Raw genomic sequence first — 16,051 nt, 5'->3', positions numbered from 1 at the left:
AAGGCGGTGATTGAAATGGTGATGAGGCTCTCAAAGCTTTACGGCAAGCAGATTTACAACACAAAGGGCTACTACGTTGGTTACGTTGATGAGGTTCTAATCGATATTGACCAGGGAAGGGGAAAGGTTCTCGCGCTCGTCCTGCCCGGTGAAAAGGTCGGAGTTCCCTACGACCGCGTCACGGCCATCGGCGACATCGTTCTCGTGAAAGCGAAGGAGGATTAACCCTCTTTCACCTTTAACGCTTCCAAGAACCTTTCTGTGACAGCCTCTTCCACGAGCTTCAGCAGGGAGTTCTTGTCCTTGGCGAGCTTGAAGATTCCGAGGCTTATCCTCGCACCGCCGGCCCTGGCGTGACCGCCACCGCTTCCCATCTCGCCGAAGGCCTCTTTCATCACCGCACCGATGTTTACCCTGACGTCCCTCGTCCTCGCGGAAATCTCAATCTTGTCGTCCACTATGCCGAAGACGAGAACCGTTGTTATCCCCTCAAGGCGAAGAAGGAAGTCAGCGGCTTCCGCGAGGGCGTCACGGTTCGTTATGAAGCCCACGTTGCTTATTATGACGTTCTTGTAAATCCTCCTGTGCATTATGGCCCTCGCAAGGATTTCGGCAGTTTCCGTGCTGATGTCTGGGTGCTCAATCTTGTCGAGGAGCTCGTAGTCAACTTTACCGGCCAGGAACTCTATCGCCTTCAGGTCAACGGGGCTCAGCTTCGAGAACTTCTTCGTGTCTATGTAGATTCCGTAGAAGAGGGCAGTTGCGAGCGGTGGCGAAACCGAGATGTTGAGTCCCCTGAGGTACTCGACCAGGATGGACGAAGCGGAGTTAACGTCCGGCCTGATGTCAAGGAACGCGTCCTCGGGGATGACGTCCGAGAGATGCTGGAGAACCTGGTGGTGGTCTATGACGATTTTAATCCTGCCGTAGTCGGAGCTTTCAAGGATTGTTAGGTTTCCGTTGGGCTGACAGTCAACGAGTGCTATGAAGGGATAGCGCTTCAGCTCGTAGGAACCCCTTGAGACGCGTGTAACTTCGATTCCAAGGAGATTTACGAAAGCCCGGTTCTCGTGGTGGGTTATCTCTCCCCCGTGGACTATCTTTGTCTTGAAGCCGAGCGTTTGGGCTATGACGCTCAGTGCGGCGGCGCTCGCAAGGGAATCCGGGTCGGGGTTGTCGTGCATGACTATGAGAAGGGAATCGCTCTCGTTCTTTAACTCGCGGAGCTTCTTCACGAGAAGGTTGACGTTCTTCCGCTCGCCGATGTGCTTCACCATACCGATGAGCGCATCCCTCAGGGCGGTTCTCGGGGAGATGGCGTAATCAACTTTGACGTCGGCTTCAAAGCTCTCCTTTATGCTCTCGGTGAGCTCCTCAAGGCTGATTTCATCAGGGAGAACGGTGAGAATGGGAACCTCCTTGTTGTTGGTCCGGATTACGTAGACAGTTTTCTTGATTGTATCAACGTCCATGGTTGTGATTATTACGAGTTCCGACTTCTCAACTCCAGCTTTCAGGAGGGTAGCGGTGTAGGAGAAATCGCCCTGGACGACGTGGAAACCGCTCTCTTCCAGGGCTCGCGCGCGGATTTCGTCCTTCTCAACGATGACTATGTCAAACTCTCCCTTGAGTGCCTCGGCTATCGAGCGTCCGAGGGCCCCTCCACCGAGGATGAGGATTCTCATCAGCATCACCCGTTTTCTGCACAACAATGTTTAAATAGGGGCTTTGATATACTAAGCCGTGAATTCCTTCCGAGTTCTTTAAGCGGATAGAGATATATATAGCTAATGGTGGTGGAGATGCAGTTACCGGACAAGGCACCGCTCGTCGAGAACGTCGTGGTAACGTCGGCGGGCGAGCTCAATGAACTCATCAAAAAAGCCCTCAGTGAGGGCAAGGGAGCCTTCCTCAAGATATTCGCCAAGGACAAGAACGCGAAGTACTACATAACGGTGCTCTTCGATAGCTCAAAGGTTTTGGCGGTGGAATGCCTTATAGTTGACAATAAGCAAACGCTGATTGGAGAGGATGCAGTCAACCTTCTCAAATCTCTGCTCGGCAGGCCAATGGTCGTTGACGTTTACTCCCTCGACGAGATTGAAATGAAGCTTTCAATCGCTGAGAACCTTGACGTTTACTCTGAGACCCCCAAGATACCTCTGGAGGAGCTCTTCTCCGGTGGGCCAGTTCAGCCACCGAAAATTGAGGTTCCCAGACCACAACCGACACAGATTCCAGAGGAAAAGCCCAAAGAGAAACCCACGATTGAGGAAAAACCTGCTCCAACCGCCACCCCCAAACCGGCCCCCAAACCCGCTCCGAAACCCGCTGGAGGAAAGCCAGAGATAGTGGTTAACTTCACCGGAGGAAGAATCCCAGAGGAAGCCTTCAAGAAGTACGCTGAGAACATCATCAAAGAGGCGAGTAGGATAAGGGGCGTTTCAATAAACAGGATAGAGTTTGACGCAAACGTAGGTGAGGGAGTCGTTTACCTCAACGTTCACGTCTACGGAAGCTCCGAGAGCACGGACAAGAGAAGCCTTGAGATAGCCGAGAAGAGGCTGTTCCACATCGTCAGCAAGCACGCGCCGATAATCCTCAGGGAGGCCGAGTACAAGCCCATACTCAGGGACATAAGCGTCGTTCTCAACGGCGAGGAGGCTAGACCCCAGGAGATAGTTGAGAAGGACAAGAAGAAGACCGGAGCCGTAACGAAGGACGGAAGGATTCAGCTTTCGGTTCTCGAAGACGTCTGGCCGTACTTCAGCAACTTCGCGAGAACCGTCGTCAAAGAGCTTGAAACGGCCGGAATGAAGGTCACAAAGGCGTACTTTGACATAAAGGGCAGGAGGGAGCTCGAGATAAACCTTTCCATTGCCGTCGAGGGTCCCTTTGACAAGGCGACTACGGAGAAAACCATCAGAACGATTCTCAGCAGGCACGCCAAGGAGCTCTCAAGCTCAATAAACCGCTACATAACCGTCCACAACGTTGAAGTTGAGCTCGTGGAGAGGTCCCTCAAGAGACCAGCGCCGGCGAAGAAGACGGTAACGAGCGGAAAAGCGGCGGAGATACTTGCCAAGAAGGAACTGCTTGAGAAGGAAGTCGAGAGGCTTCTGAAGGAAGCGGGAATAGAGGAGCTCGCCCCGCTCACCGAGGAAAAGAAGAAAGAAGCCGAGGAGACCCTGCTGAGGAGCAGAATCGAGCCGGCAATAGAAACCCTCAAGAACAGAATCCACGCCGAGCTCAAGCTTATACCGAGGGTTACCTTCAAGTGGCTCAAGCTCAACCACGAGATTCAGGGCTCGACGGTTTACGTTGATATCGAAGCCTCTTTCGTCAAGGAGAGCGTTGGCGGTCTCTTCGGTGCGTACTCGGGTGTTTCGGACGAGAGGATAAAGAGGGATATCACGGAAACGATAAACAGAATCATCCGCGACGTCTCAAGCGAGTACAGCGTTGCAATAAGGCCAAAGAAGATAAACGTAATCCTCCGCTGACCTTTCCATTTTCAGCACTCAAGATCGTCATCATCCTGACGTCAGCCCTGCCGAGGTCATCATCGCCGATAGTTGGCGCGTGATTATTAAGGCCTTTTTCATACTTTCATCTAAACGTTAAAGCGCTAATTTTTTAAGGCTTCACCCGGAGCGGGAACCATGCAAACGCTAATCCTCGGAGTTGCACTGGCACTCGCATCGGCCTTCTCATGGGCTTCATCAACCATACTCGTCAGGGTAGGGCTTAGAAGACTCTCCCCCATCGGCGCCAACATATTCAGACTCTACGTTGCCTCAACTCTCTTCCTGCTCATCTTCGCGCTCACCGGAAACCTGAGCGTCTTTAAGCTCCCCGCGAGGTTGCTCATCTTGGCCTTCATATCCGCCCAGTTCGGCTTCGTTATCGGCGACTACTTCTACTTCAACGCCCTGAAGAGAATGGGCGTGTCAAGAACCGTGCCCATAACCTCAACATATCCGCTGTGGGCAATCCTGTGGGCGATACTCTTCCTCGGCAGAACTGTTAAGCCCCACGTAATCATCGGAGCGGTTCTCGTCGTTCTGGCGATAATAATCGTCAAGAGGGCCGAGGAAGAGGAGCACGCCGACAGACTCGGCTTCATCTTCGCGTTCATAGCACCAATCTCGTGGAGCGTCGCCATAACGATAATGGACTACCTGACGAAGAGCATACCATCGCTTCAGCTGGCAGGAGTTAGAATGGTCTTCGCGGCCCTCGGGGTCTCGGTCTTCCTCCCGAGATACGGGGAGGAAGTGAGGAATATAAGCAAAAGGGAAGCCCTAGTTCTCGTCGGTGCGGCGGTTCTCGGCCTAATCCTCGGCCAGTATCTCTTCGTCTACTCGGTCTCCCTCGTCGGCTCGCCGATAGCCGCTCCCGTCTCGGCGATAAACCCGATAATAGCGTCCCTGCTCGCGGTTCTCCTGCTGAAGGAGAAGCCGAACGCGAGGATATTCGAGGGACTCATCTTAGCGGTCCTCGGCGTGATTCTCATATCCATCGGCTAAAGCTTTTAAGTCCCCCGTTCTATTCTTAACCGCCGACAGCGAGGGGACAACTCGTCTCCTCGCACGGGCTCGGTTTTCCCGCCTCCGCGAGGTAGTCGGGTTCGATGAGCGGAGCGTGCTCACGCCGAGCCCACAGGGCCGGGAGCATCCACCCGCGTGAGCGAATGAGCGCGGGCCTCTGTGCCCGGCCCACAATTCGACGCCCTTCTGAGGAAGGCTTATAACCCCTGGGCGCGTTTAATAACCGGTGGTTATTTATGGTGGTCATCCCCCGGCCGATTGACCCCAGGGAAATCAAGCGAATTCGAAAGGAGCTCGGCATAACTCAAGAGGAGCTCGCCAGAAAAGCCGGCGTAACGCAGGCTTACATAGCGAAGCTTGAGGCCGGCAAAGTTGACCCGAGGCTCTCAACGCTGAATCGAATCCTCCAGGCCCTTCTCGAGTGCAAGAAGGCCCAGCCCCGAGCGAGGGACGTTATGTCCTCGCCGGTAATCTTCGTCAAGCCCTATGAGAAGGTTGAGAAGGTCATCAAGCTGATGAACGAGCACAACATCTCCCAGATTCCCGTCGTTTCTGGAAACAAGGTCGTTGGCTCGGTGACGGAGCGGACACTTGTCAGACAGAGCCTCGAATACGAGGACATCTACGACCGCAAGGTCATGGAGGTGATGGAGGAGCCATTCCCGATAGTCAACGAGGACGAGGATTTGGAGGTCGTTAAGTACCTCCTGGAGGACCATCCGGCGGTTCTCGTCCAGAACAGGGAGGGCAAGATAGTCGGAATCATAACGCGGGTTGACCTTTTCAGGGTCGGCAAAACCTGACTTTTCTCCCCCGACCACAACTTTAAAAACCCTTCCCTCTCAACACCCCTGGACATTTAATCCGGACAAAACGTCCAGGTGATAACCATGAAGAGAACCGCACTCCTCGTCGTCCTGCTCCTGCTGGGAGCCGTTGTAGCGACGGGCTGTATCGCCTCAAATGAGAGCACGAGCTCGACCTCATCTCCCTCGGCCACAGCTACACCAACCAGCTCAACGACCTCAACGACGAGCTCAACCACGAGTTCCAGCACGACCCAGATGGAGAAGAGCTACTACCCGATAACGGTCAAGGACTTCGCGAACAGGACGGTCACAATCAAAGAGGAGCCCAAACGCGTCGTTTCCCTTGCACCTGCCGTAACCGAAGACCTCTACTACCTCGGCCTTCTCGATAGGGTCGTCGGAGACACCGGTTACGAGGATTGGCCCCCAGAAGTCAAGAACATAACTTCCGTCGGTGGCTACGGGGCCTACGCAAGCCTCGAGAAGATAGCGAGCCTCAAGCCCGACCTGATTATAGCGGACAACGCTGTTCTCTACAAACAGGGCTACCTTGAGAGCCTTGAAAAGATTGCGCCGGTTATAATCGTGGCCCCAAAGAGCCTCGACGAGATACCCAGGGCGATAGAGCTCCTCGGCAAGGTCTTCAACAGGGAAGATAAGGCCAAAGAGGTCATCGACGAGTTCAACGCCAAGGTCGATGCAATGAAGGAGCTCATGAAGGACCAGCCGAAGGTCAAGGTCTTCTACGTCATCTGGAACAAGCCCCTCATGACCGCCGGCGGAAACACCTTCATAAGCGACGTCATCAGCATCGCCGGTGGTGTGAACATCTTCAACGACACCAAGAACTGGCCTCAGGTCAGCCTTGAGGAGGTTCTCGCAAGGAACCCGGACGTCATAATACTCACCCCCCACTGCGGTATGACAGTGGAAGAAGCCTACAAGCTCTTCGCCGGAACCAACGCGGTGAAGAACGGCCACGTTTACATGATTGAGAACGAGAACGACCTCATTCACCCGAGCCCGAGGCTAATCCGCGGAATCGAGACCATGGCAAGAATCCTCCACCCCGATGCATTCAAGACAAGTTATCCGCTCACGATTAAGGACATGGCCAACAGGACCGTTATAATCCCGAAGGAGCCCCAGAGGATTGTCTCACTCGCCCCGAGCATCACCGAGACGATATTCTACCTCGGAGCCGGTGACAGGCTCGTCGGTGTCACGAAGTACGCAGACTGGCCTCCAGCCGTTAAGAACATCACCAAGGTCGGTGGCTACGGAGCCTACGCGAACCTTGAAGAGATTGCAAAGCTCAAGCCCGACCTGATTATAGCCGACAACGCGGTCTTCTACAAGCAGGGCTTCCTGGAGAGCCTTGAGAAGATTGCACCGGTGGTAATCGTCGACCCGAAGAGCATCGACGGAATTTACCAGCAGGTTGAACTCCTTGGGAAGGTCCTCGACAGGGAGGAGCAGGCTTCCCTCGTCGTGGCGGAGATGAAGGCCCAGATAAGCTACATCGAGGGCCTCGTCGCCAACGCGAGCAGGCCGAGCGTGATGTACCTCGTTAGCACCTACAACGGCTACTGGATAGCCGGAAAGGACACCTTCGCCGACAGCATAATCCGGATTGCCGGCGGTAAGAACGCCTTCGAGGACGTTACCGGCTGGAAGGCCGTGAGCGAGGAAGAGGTGGTGGCGAGGAACCCCGACGTGGTGATTATAGCCTCGGCCTACGTTGACCCGAAGATATTCTGCTCAGGCCCGCTCTCGACGATAAAGGCGGCAAAGGACGGAAGGGTCTACACCGTGAGCGACCCCAACGTCTTCCAGAGGCCCAGCCCGAGGATTGTGCTGGCAATCAAAGAGATGGCAGAACTGCTTCACCCAGAGCTCTTCAAGTACCAGCCACAGCCCCTCGTCTGCTCCACCAACACGACGGCCAACGCGACCGGCTGATTTTTAAGTCCCATTCCCTTTTCTTTTCCGGTGATGGCATGGAGAGAAAAACGGTCTACCGGGTTCTGCTCGTCATCGTGATAATCCTTGCGATAATCTTCACGCTCGGCGTTATTGGCATTGTCCCCTTCGTCTGGAGCGAGTACATAACCGTCTTCATGGTAATCCTGTTCTTCGTCCTGCGCTTCAGCAAGGGACGTTAGGAAAGCCTAACACACCCGTCCTTTGTTAAAGCACTTTTGTTTTCTTCTCTCGTTAGGCTAAACAAACGATGTAAACCTTTGGTTTAGAATTCTCGGGTTTAAAAACGCTTTTTTAGGCTCCGGATAAGTCCCTATTGAGGGAACAAAAATGGTCGTATGTATGTTTATGTTCATCGGAGGTGGTGGGGTTGAGATACGTTAAACTGCCAAGGGAAAACACCTATGAGTTCCTCGAAAGGCTCAAGGAGTGGGGCAAGCTCTACGCCCCGGTCAAGATATCGGAGAAGTTCTACGACTTCCGCGAAGTTGATGACGTCAGGAAGGTGGAGTTCCACTACAACAGGACGATAATGCCCCCGAAGAAGTTCTTCTTCAAGCCCAGGGAGAAGCTCTTCGAGTTCGACCTCAGCAAGCCGGAGTACAGGGAGACCATTGAGGACGTCGAGCCCTTCGTGCTCTTTGGAGTTCACGCCTGCGACATCTTCGGCCTCAAGATACTCGACACTGTTTACCTCGACGAGCTCCCCGACAAGTACTACAAGGTTCGCAGGGAGAAGGGAATCATAATAGGAATCAGCTGTATGCCCGACGAGTACTGCTTCTGCAACCTCCGCGAGACGGACTTCGCCGATGACGGCTTCGACCTGTTCTTCCATGAGCTCCCCGACGGCTGGCTCGTCCGCGTTGGCTCGCCCAAGGGACACAGGATAGTTGACAAGAACATCAAGCTCTTCGAGGAGGTCACCACAGAGGACATCTGCGCCTTCAGGGAGTTCGAGAGGAAGAGGAGCGAGGCCTTCAAGTACCACGAGGACTGGGGAGACCTGCGCTACCTGCTCGAACTTGAGATGGAGCACCCGATGTGGGAGGAAGAAAGCGAAAAGTGCCTCGCCTGCGGAATCTGCAACACGACCTGCCCGACCTGCCGTTGCTACGAGGTGCAGGACATAGTAAACCTTGACGGCGTAACCGGCTACCGCGAGAGGCGCTGGGATTCCTGCCAGTTCAGGAGCCACGGCCTCGTTGCCGGAGGCCACAACTTCAGACCCACCAAAAAGGACCGCTTCATGAACCGCTACCTCTGTAAGAACTCCTACAACGAGAAGCTCGGGTTAAGCTTCTGCGTCGGTTGCGGTCGCTGTACCGCCTTCTGCCCGGCAGGCATAAGCTTCGTTCGCAACCTGCGCGTCATCCTCGGCCTTGAGGAGCGCTCCTGCCCGGCGAAGATAGCCGAGGAGATACCGAAGAAGGGCTTCGCCTACGCCGAAAACATAAGGGGTGAGGACGTATGAGCGAGGTAGTTCCCAAGGAGATTATGATGCCCGATGATAACCCCTACGCCCTCCACAGGGCCAAAGTCCTCAGGGTTTACAAGCTCACCGATACGGAGAAGCTCTTCCTCTTCCGCTTCGAGGACCCCGAGATAGCCGAGACCTGGACGTTCAAGCCCGGCCAGTTCGTCCAGCTCACGATTCCGGGAGTTGGAGAGGTCCCGATAAGCATCTGCTCCTCACCTATGAGGAAGGGCTTCTTCGAGCTGTGCATCAGGAAGGCCGGAAGGGTCACCACCGTCGTCCACAGGCTCCAGCCCGGCGATACGGTTCTCGTCCGCGGTCCCTATGGCAACGGCTTCCCCGTTGACGACTGGGAGGGTATGGACTTACTTCTTATAGCGGCGGGTCTCGGAACGGCCCCGCTGAGGAGCGTCTTCCTCTACGCGATGGACAACCGCTGGAAGTACGGCAACATAACCTTCATCAACACTGCCCGCTACGGCAAGGACCTGCTCTTCTACAAGGAGCTCGAAGCTATGAAGGACCTGGCAGAGGCCGAGAACGTCAAGATAATCCAGAGCGTAACCAGAGACCCCGACTGGCCCGGAAGGCACGGAAGGCCCCAAAAGTTCATAGTCGAGGCCAACACCAACCCGAAGAAGACGGCAGTGGCTATCTGCGGTCCGCCGAGGATGTACAAGTCGGTCTTCGAGGCCCTCATCAACTATGGCTACCGCCCTGAGAACATCTACGTGACGCTCGAGAGGAAGATGAAGTGCGGAATAGGAAAGTGTGGCCACTGCGTCGCCGGAACGAGCACGAGCTGGAAGTACATCTGCAAAGATGGCCCGGTCTTCGGCTACTTCGACATAATATCAACGCCCGGCCTGCTGGACTGAGGTGGTGGCGATGGAGGAGAAGAAAGTCAGGATTGGGTTTTACGCTCTAACGAGCTGTTACGGCTGTCAGCTCCAGCTGGCGATGATGGACGAACTGCTCAAGCTCCTTCCCAGGGCCGAGATAGTCTGCTGGTACATGCTCGACAGGAACAGCGTCGAGGACGAGCCCGTCGATATCGCGTTCATCGAGGGTAGCGTCTCGACTGAGGAAGAGGTTGAGCTCGTCAAGAAAATCCGCGAGAACGCGAAAATTGTGGTGGCTGTAGGTTCCTGTGCTGTCCAGGGCGGGGTCCAGAGCTGGGAGAAGGACAAGCCCCTTGAGGAGCTCTGGAAGACCGTTTACGGCGACGGAAAGGTCAAGTTCCAGCCCAAGATGGCCGAGCCCGTCTCGAAGTACATCAAGGTAGACTACAACATCTACGGCTGTCCGCCGGAGAAGAAGGACTTCCTCTACGCCCTCGGAACGTTCCTCGTCGGCTCGTGGCCGGAGGACATAGACTACCCGGTCTGCCTTGAGTGCAGGCTGAAGGGCAACCCGTGCGTACTCCTCGAGAGGGGCGAGCCCTGCCTCGGTCCGATAACGAGGGCCGGCTGTGACGCGAGGTGTCCAAGCTTTGGAATAGCGTGCATCGGTTGCAGGGGCGCGATAGGCTACGACGTTGCCTGGTTCGACTCCCTCGCGAGGGTCTTCAAGGAGAAGGGCCTGACCAAGGAGGAAATCCTTGAGAGGATGAAGATTTTCAACGCCCACAACGAGAAGCTTGAGGAGATGGTTGAGAAAATCTTTGGAGGGGAGAGCCAATGAAGAACGTTTACCTGCCAATCACCGTTGACCACATAGCAAGGGTAGAGGGCAAGGGTGGCGTCGAGATAGTCATCGGCGACGATGGTGTCAGGGAGGTCAAGCTCAACATCATAGAGGGGCCGAGGTTCTTCGAGGCCATAACCATCGGCAAGAAGCTCGACGAGGCCCTCGCGGTTTACCCGAGGATATGCTCCTTCTGTTCAGCGGCGCACAAGCTCACCGCCGTGGAGGCGGCCGAGAAGGCGATAGGCTTCACCCCGCGCGAGGAGATTCAGGCCCTGAGGGAGGTCCTCTACATCGGCGACATGATTGAGAGCCACGCACTCCACCTCTACCTTCTCGTTCTACCAGACTACCTCGGCTACTCCGGACCGCTCCACATGGTCGATAAGTACAAGAAGGAGATAGGCATAGCGCTCGACCTCAAGAACCTCGGAAGCTGGATGATGGACGAGCTTGGCGCGAGGGCTATACACCAAGAGAACGTCGTCCTCGGGGGCTTTGGAAAGCTCCCAAGCAGGGAAACTCTCGAGAGGATGAAGGAGAGGCTTAAAGAAGCCCTTCCGAAGGCTGAATACACCTTCGAGCTGTTCACCAAGCTGGAGCAGTACGAGGAGGTTGAGGGGCCGATAACGCACCTCGCCGTGAAGCCGAGGAACGACGTCTACGGAATCTACGGGGACTACATAAAGGCCAGCGACGGAAACGAGTTCCCGAGCGAGAGTTATAAGGAGCACATAAAGGAGTTCGTAGTCGAGCACAGCTTCGCCAAGCACTCCCACTACCACGGAAAGCCCTTCATGGTCGGTGCCATCTCGCGCGTCGTCAACAACTGGAAGCTCCTCTACGGCAGGGCGAAGGAACTCTACGATGCTCATAAGGAGCTTCTCCGTCCAACGAATCCCTTCGCCAACAACCTGGCTCAGGCCCTTGAGCTCGTCTACTTCATCGAGCGCGGAATCGATTTGCTCGACGAGGCCCTCGCGAAGTGGCCGATAAGGCCGAGGGACGAGGTAACTGTGAAAGACGGCTTCGGCGTCAGCACGACCGAGGCACCGCGCGGAATCCTCGTCTACGCGCTCGAAGTGAAGGACGGAAAGGTCGCCTACGCGGACATCATAACGCCCACTGCCTTCAACCTCGCCATGATGGAGGAGCACGTCAGGATGATGGCCGAGAAGCACTACAACGACGACCCAGAGAGGATTAAGTTCCTCACCGAGATGGTGGTAAGGGCTTACGACCCATGCATCTCCTGTTCTGTCCATGTAGCGAAGCTCTGAGCTCTTCTCAAATTTTTTATAAGGGGTCGAAGATAGAACTCATCGGGGGTTAGCATGGCCGAAGAAATCGTGGATGTTGTTATTCACGTGAAGGTTCCCAAAAAGTACGCTGAGACGTTTAAAAAGGACGTCGAGGCCATGGCTTGGTATCTTTCCCACAAAGACGAACTGTTTGAGAACATGAAAAAGCTCAAAGGAATCATGAAAACCGACAAGAGCTGGAAAGAGCTCAAGAGGGAGATTTATGAGGGAATTGCTGATTGACAGCTCTCTCCTTGTGGAGTACTTCAAAGGCAACGAACGGGCGGTTAAGCTCTTTGAGTCTTTTGAGAACGAAGAGGTTGCCCTTTACATAACGGAGACCATTTTCAGTGAGGTCACGTACCTGCTTATCGGTTATTTTTCAAAGCTCGCCCCCCGAACCGTCAAAGGACGAAGGGACAAACTGCCGCCGGAGATTAGAGCAGTTTTCAAGGCGCTGAAGGGTTTTGGATTTATCGAATCCTCTCAGAGAACGGTCTTCAAAGCAATGGAGCTAATAGAAAAGTACGCCATGCTCCCGAACGATGCACTAATTCTCTCAACCTGCATCGAGCACGGCTTTGCCTTGGCTACGCTAGACGAGGACTTCTTTGAACCCGCAAAGAAAGAAAAAGTTGAGCTGATTTCCTGAATCACTTTCCCGCCATCTTCTCGCAGGGGAAGTATATCTTCCCGACGAAGCCCTCACCAATGGGGCCAACGACGTAAACGTCGCCAATGGAGTATCTGTAGATGACGGTAACGCCTCCGCTCGCCGTTTTGCAGACCTCGGGCAGGACGTAGGTGCCGTTTTTATATTCAACAGAGGGAGCGTTGGCGATTTGAATTGGCTCCGGCAGTTCAACAGTTACGTTGAAGGTCTCGTTCCAGAGTGTTGCCTCACCTATAGACCAGCTCATGGGCCTGACGACGTAGTGCGTCCCGTTCTTCTCGACCTCATAGTTGACGACCATGTCAACGACTTTCGCGGGGGTTCCGGAGAACTTTATGTTCGCTATCGCAACGGAGCCGTTCTTGAGCCATACCGTTAGGGAGTAGAACTTCTCCGAGGAGTCTTCGTCGAGGGAGGGAACGACAAGATAAACGTCCTTCGAGAGTCTGAAGGCGGAAATGTTCTTTACATTCGGACCCGCTTTTATCAGTATGGCGGGATAAACATCGTTTATGACAAGGCTCTTGTAGCCGATGAAGTTAGCACTCACGTTAATCGCGACAGCAGTAACGTTGAGGGGCACTTTGAAGGGGACGTAAGTCACGTTGAGGACAAAGCCAGGGGATGTCGTCTCGCTTCCCGTCTGGACTAGACAACCCGCCGAGAAAACGACGAGCACCAGAAGCAGCGGCGCAATCTTCCACGTCATCGGAACATCCTCCTTTTAAACTTTGAGATGGTCATGACTACTGCAAAAAGTATATAAGGGTTTCGATAAGGCTCATAAACCCCCGGGACAACTCCGTGAGGGAGGCAAAATGAGAACGCTAATCCTTGCCTTAGGAAACGAGCTGATGAAGGACGACGGAGTTGGGCTCAAGGTCGGCAGAATCCTCGCCGAGAAGGGCTACAACGTCCTCGAAGTCGGAACCGACATCTTCATGCTCTCAAGCCACTACAACGGGGAGGAGAGGCTGATAATCGTTGACGCGATTCTGAGCGAGAAGTTCAAGCCGGGAGAAGTTATACACCTCGAAGGGGAGGATGTCTTTGAGAAGCTGAAAGCGGAGATAAGAAGCGCGCACTTCATGGGGGCGATAGACGGCCTTAAGCTCCTCATGAAGCTCGACGAGAGGCTCGCCAGGGCGGAGGTTCACTTCGTAGGGATAGTTGCGAAGGAGATTGACCTTGGAACCGAGCTCAGCGGTGAGGTTTTGGGTGCAGTGCCGAGGGCAGTAGCTTTAATCGAAGAACTATGTAAAAATCGAAAGAATTAGCCGAAGAGCAGGCCAAGCTCTTTTCGCATTATGCCCCTGTTCATGATTATGTGTATTGTTATCAGGGCCATCATGAAGAGACCGTAGCGGGCGCGCAACTTTAGGAAGTCCAGGTGAGTCATTCCGAGGAACGTTCCGTTCTTGCTCGCCATCATCGTGCCGATTGTTATGAAGACCACCCCGAGGAACCCTACGAGGAGCAGGAGCGAGAGGAAGGCCTTCACTCGCAGTTTCTTCCGGAGTTTGGGGTTTTTCATAGCTTCTTCAAACGCCTTCTCCATCGGGTTCATGGGACCACCAAGGGTTAAATGACGTGCGTCATTTAAAAGCACTTTGAAAAATTTTCATTTAAAACCAAAGGTTGAAGAACTCAGTCCCCGTAGAACTCCTCTTCGAAGGCGTCGATTCCAACCTCAAGCGAATCGAGCCAGTCAAGGAACCTGCCAACGTCCTCGTCCCTGAATATCGCCCCGTGCTGTGGCGCTATCATCTTGGGCTTCAGCTTTCTCACGGAGCGGACCCATGCTTTAAGGGCCTTCGTTGAGCTCATATACCTCTTATGGAAGCCTTCCATGTGCTTCGTGTGCTCGTCGAAGTCCTCAACGAAGAGGTACCACTCGTCCTTCGAGAAGGCGGCGGCTCCAATGTCCGAGCTGAACAGAATTCCGCTCTTCTCGTCGTAGAAGGCGAAGTTACCCGGGCTGTGGAGGTAGTGGGCTGGAACTGCCCTTATGGTCGAGTTTCCAAGCTTGAACTCCGCTCCCCTATCGGGGATTCCTACCGTTCTCCCCGCGCTCATTACGGCCAGGTGCGGAATGAAGCGCACCCACAGCTCCGAGATGACGACCTTCGCCAGTGGCGCGTACTCGAACCAGAGGTTCAAGCCCGCAACTACGTCGGGGTCTTGGTGCGAGTACATGAGGTACTTAATCTGCGTTGGAGGAATCAGGGAGGAGACGTTCTTGAGAACGCGGGAGAACACGAAGAACCCTCCGGGCTCTATAAGCGCGCCCTCGTTTCCGTCAATGACGAGGTACTGGTTGGTCAGTATTCCCTTCTCGTCCTCGCTTTCTTCAATTCCAAGCCAGTAAACCTTATGGCTACCGTCGTCGTAGAGCGGGTAGCTGTTCATGTTCCTAATCATCTCAAACACCTCCAGCAGGGACCCACGCGTTCACCATATAGGCCCCGGAAACCTTTGAAAGGAGCTCAACGGCTTCCCTAACACCGTCCTCTCCCTCAACCTTGAGGGTCTTAACCTCGCTTCCGTCCCTCAACTCAACGGCCAGAACCTGACTGCCCCTGACGAGCACCTTGAAACCGCTGGTTCCATCGGACGTTATTCCCGAGAGGTAGAGAACCTCACTGCCCGCCTTTTCGAGAATCTCGTTGAGGACGTTGAAGAAGCCACCCTCGGGGATGACGTGTAGACCGCTGTGAACCATCTTGGCCTTTGCCAGGAAGTTGGCGACGCTCATGGGGTCGGAGAAGTCCACTTCGAGTATGGCCTTTTCGGTCTTCTTGCCAACTTCGATTGGCTTGGACGCCTCCGCCAGCTCCTTGAGGTTCCTGGCTATCCCCTCGACAAGTATCTCCAGGGTCTTCCCGAGGAAGAACTCGCCCCTGCCCGAGTAGGAGAGCTCCACATTGGCAGAAACGTACTTCCGCCATTCCTTGAGGGTTATCACGACCGTCAGGTTGCCCCTCTTTCCCCTTCCCTCGTAGATGTGGCTGTTGTAGTCCTCGTGGAACTCGAACTCGTAGGTGTCCCTGAACTTGAAGACGAAGCGGGGTAGCATTATCTCGGCCACGACCGGGTTTCTGCCCCTGACCTTGACCACGTAGGGCCAGTTTGTTATGAACTGCACCGGGTCGTGGAGTATGGCCTCAACGGAGTCCATGCCGGACTTTATCTCAACGCTGGCTTCCTTGCGCTTCATGCTACCATCCCCAGCGCCTCTATCAGCTTGACGTAGAGTCCCTCCGGGCCGTCGGCAGGGCTCACCGGAAACAGGAAGTACACCTCGTCACCGTCCTTCACGACGAGCCTCTTCTCCGAGGGGTAGAGAACCACGCTGAGTTCGAGTTCCACCACTGAACCGTGGCTCGTCTTCATTGTGCCTACAGCATGGGGAACCGCGACCCTGGAGCCCTCGACGACGTCTTTCCAGATTGAAGCTATAACCTCAAAGGGGTTGATTCTCCATAGGAACGTGCCCCTTCCAGATGATTTGGTGTCGGTTACCATCATTGTCCATCACCTGAACGCACCTGTTGAGTCATAATCAAAATCAT

At 54.6% G+C, this 16,051-nt stretch carries 19 protein-coding genes; 13 read left to right on the top strand and 6 right to left on the bottom strand.

The window, feature by feature from the left end; translation table 11 throughout:
- Positions 1-15: 15 nt before the first annotated feature.
- Positions 16-225: a PRC-barrel domain-containing protein gene (locus BD01_RS02185; RefSeq protein WP_042689469.1), complete on the top strand. Its 210-nt coding sequence runs from the start codon at positions 16-18 to the stop codon at positions 223-225.
- On the opposite strand, the gene BD01_RS02180 is transcribed toward BD01_RS02185, so the two are convergent.
- On the bottom strand, positions 222-1,685 hold the full coding sequence (locus BD01_RS02180) for a DHH family phosphoesterase (RefSeq protein ID WP_042689467.1): 1,464 nt from the start codon (positions 1,683-1,685) through the stop codon (positions 222-224). The genes BD01_RS02185 and BD01_RS02180 overlap by 4 nt on opposite strands.
- A 117-nt stretch (positions 1,686-1,802) precedes the next feature.
- Here BD01_RS02180 and BD01_RS02175 point away from each other — a divergent pair, with 117 nt between their 5' ends.
- The 11 genes from BD01_RS02175 (at position 1,803) to BD01_RS02125 (ending at position 12,458) form a co-directional block, all read left to right on the top strand.
- On the top strand, positions 1,803-3,503 hold the full coding sequence (locus BD01_RS02175; RefSeq protein WP_042689464.1) for a DUF2226 domain-containing protein: 1,701 nt from the start codon (positions 1,803-1,805) through the stop codon (positions 3,501-3,503).
- A 159-nt stretch (positions 3,504-3,662) separates the two neighbouring features.
- A complete protein-coding gene (locus BD01_RS02170; RefSeq protein WP_042689462.1) occupies positions 3,663-4,529 on the top strand; it encodes a DMT family transporter in 867 nt (288 codons plus the stop codon).
- Positions 4,530-4,786: 257 nt separating this feature from the next.
- Entirely contained in the window at positions 4,787-5,353 is a 567-nt protein-coding gene (locus tag BD01_RS02165; RefSeq protein WP_042689460.1) for a CBS domain-containing protein, read from the top strand.
- Between the two features lie 87 nt (positions 5,354-5,440).
- The gene (locus tag BD01_RS02160; protein ID WP_042689457.1) at positions 5,441-7,321 is read left to right on the top strand and encodes an ABC transporter substrate-binding protein; all 1,881 of its coding nucleotides are present in this window, start codon (positions 5,441-5,443) and stop codon (positions 7,319-7,321) included.
- 38 nt (positions 7,322-7,359) lie between these two features.
- Positions 7,360-7,524, top strand: a complete 165-nt coding sequence (locus BD01_RS11280; protein WP_042689456.1) for a hypothetical protein — start codon at positions 7,360-7,362, stop codon at positions 7,522-7,524.
- Between the two features lie 188 nt (positions 7,525-7,712).
- The gene (hydB, locus tag BD01_RS02150) at positions 7,713-8,816 is read left to right on the top strand and encodes an NADPH-dependent hydrogenase/sulfhydrogenase 1 subunit beta (RefSeq protein ID WP_042689454.1); all 1,104 of its coding nucleotides are present in this window, start codon (positions 7,713-7,715) and stop codon (positions 8,814-8,816) included.
- Entirely contained in the window at positions 8,813-9,697 is an 885-nt protein-coding gene (gene hydG, locus BD01_RS02145) for an NADPH-dependent hydrogenase/sulfhydrogenase 1 subunit gamma (protein WP_042689453.1), read from the top strand. Before hydB ends, hydG begins: the two co-directional genes overlap by 4 nt.
- A 10-nt stretch (positions 9,698-9,707) precedes the next feature.
- Complete coding sequence (gene hydD, locus BD01_RS02140; protein WP_042689450.1) at positions 9,708-10,502, top strand: NADPH-dependent hydrogenase/sulfhydrogenase 1 subunit delta; 795 nt, start codon at positions 9,708-9,710, stop codon at positions 10,500-10,502.
- Complete coding sequence (hydA, locus tag BD01_RS02135) at positions 10,499-11,785, top strand: NADPH-dependent hydrogenase/sulfhydrogenase 1 subunit alpha (protein WP_042689449.1); 1,287 nt, start codon at positions 10,499-10,501, stop codon at positions 11,783-11,785. Before hydD ends, hydA begins: the two co-directional genes overlap by 4 nt.
- A gap of 54 nt (positions 11,786-11,839) precedes the next feature.
- On the top strand, positions 11,840-12,049 hold the full coding sequence (locus tag BD01_RS02130) for a hypothetical protein (RefSeq protein ID WP_042689447.1): 210 nt from the start codon (positions 11,840-11,842) through the stop codon (positions 12,047-12,049).
- The gene (locus BD01_RS02125) at positions 12,030-12,458 is read left to right on the top strand and encodes a type II toxin-antitoxin system VapC family toxin (RefSeq protein WP_042689445.1); all 429 of its coding nucleotides are present in this window, start codon (positions 12,030-12,032) and stop codon (positions 12,456-12,458) included. The genes BD01_RS02130 and BD01_RS02125 overlap by 20 nt, the downstream gene beginning before the upstream one ends.
- Before the next feature lies 1 nt (position 12,459).
- Here the strand turns inward: BD01_RS02125 and BD01_RS02120 are convergent, their stop codons facing one another.
- Positions 12,460-13,188, bottom strand: coding sequence for a hypothetical protein (locus tag BD01_RS02120; RefSeq protein WP_042689442.1), 729 nt, complete (start codon positions 13,186-13,188; stop codon positions 12,460-12,462).
- A gap of 109 nt (positions 13,189-13,297) precedes the next feature.
- Between BD01_RS02120 and BD01_RS02115 the strand changes: the two genes are divergently transcribed.
- Positions 13,298-13,756 (top strand): hydrogenase maturation protease, encoded by a 459-nt coding sequence (locus BD01_RS02115; protein WP_042689441.1) that lies wholly within the window; start codon positions 13,298-13,300, stop codon positions 13,754-13,756.
- On the opposite strand, the gene BD01_RS02110 is transcribed toward BD01_RS02115, so the two are convergent.
- The 4 genes from BD01_RS02110 to BD01_RS02095 all read right to left on the bottom strand — a co-directional run bounded on the left by BD01_RS02110 (position 13,753) and on the right by BD01_RS02095 (position 16,007).
- Positions 13,753-14,046 carry a hypothetical protein gene (locus tag BD01_RS02110; RefSeq protein ID WP_042689439.1) on the bottom strand — a complete coding sequence of 98 codons (294 nt, stop codon included), beginning with the start codon at positions 14,044-14,046 and terminating at the stop codon, positions 13,753-13,755. The two genes, BD01_RS02115 and BD01_RS02110, sit on opposite strands and share 4 nt — an antisense overlap.
- 80 nt (positions 14,047-14,126) lie before the next feature.
- Positions 14,127-14,900 carry an oxygen-binding di-iron domain-containing protein gene (locus tag BD01_RS02105; RefSeq protein WP_042689436.1) on the bottom strand — a complete coding sequence of 258 codons (774 nt, stop codon included), beginning with the start codon at positions 14,898-14,900 and terminating at the stop codon, positions 14,127-14,129.
- Between the two features lies 1 nt (position 14,901).
- Positions 14,902-15,696 (bottom strand): hypothetical protein, encoded by a 795-nt coding sequence (locus BD01_RS02100; RefSeq protein WP_042689433.1) that lies wholly within the window; start codon positions 15,694-15,696, stop codon positions 14,902-14,904.
- Positions 15,693-16,007: a hypothetical protein gene (locus BD01_RS02095; protein ID WP_042689430.1), complete on the bottom strand. Its 315-nt coding sequence runs from the start codon at positions 16,005-16,007 to the stop codon at positions 15,693-15,695. The genes BD01_RS02100 and BD01_RS02095 overlap by 4 nt, the downstream gene beginning before the upstream one ends.
- Between the last annotated feature and the right edge of the window lie 44 nt (positions 16,008-16,051).

This window comes from Thermococcus nautili (assembly GCF_000585495.1).
GTDB classification, from domain to species: Archaea; Methanobacteriota_B; Thermococci; order Thermococcales; family Thermococcaceae; genus Thermococcus; species Thermococcus nautili.
Note: the sequence above shows the minus strand (reverse complement) of the source record. Positions and strands in the feature narration are given on the sequence as shown.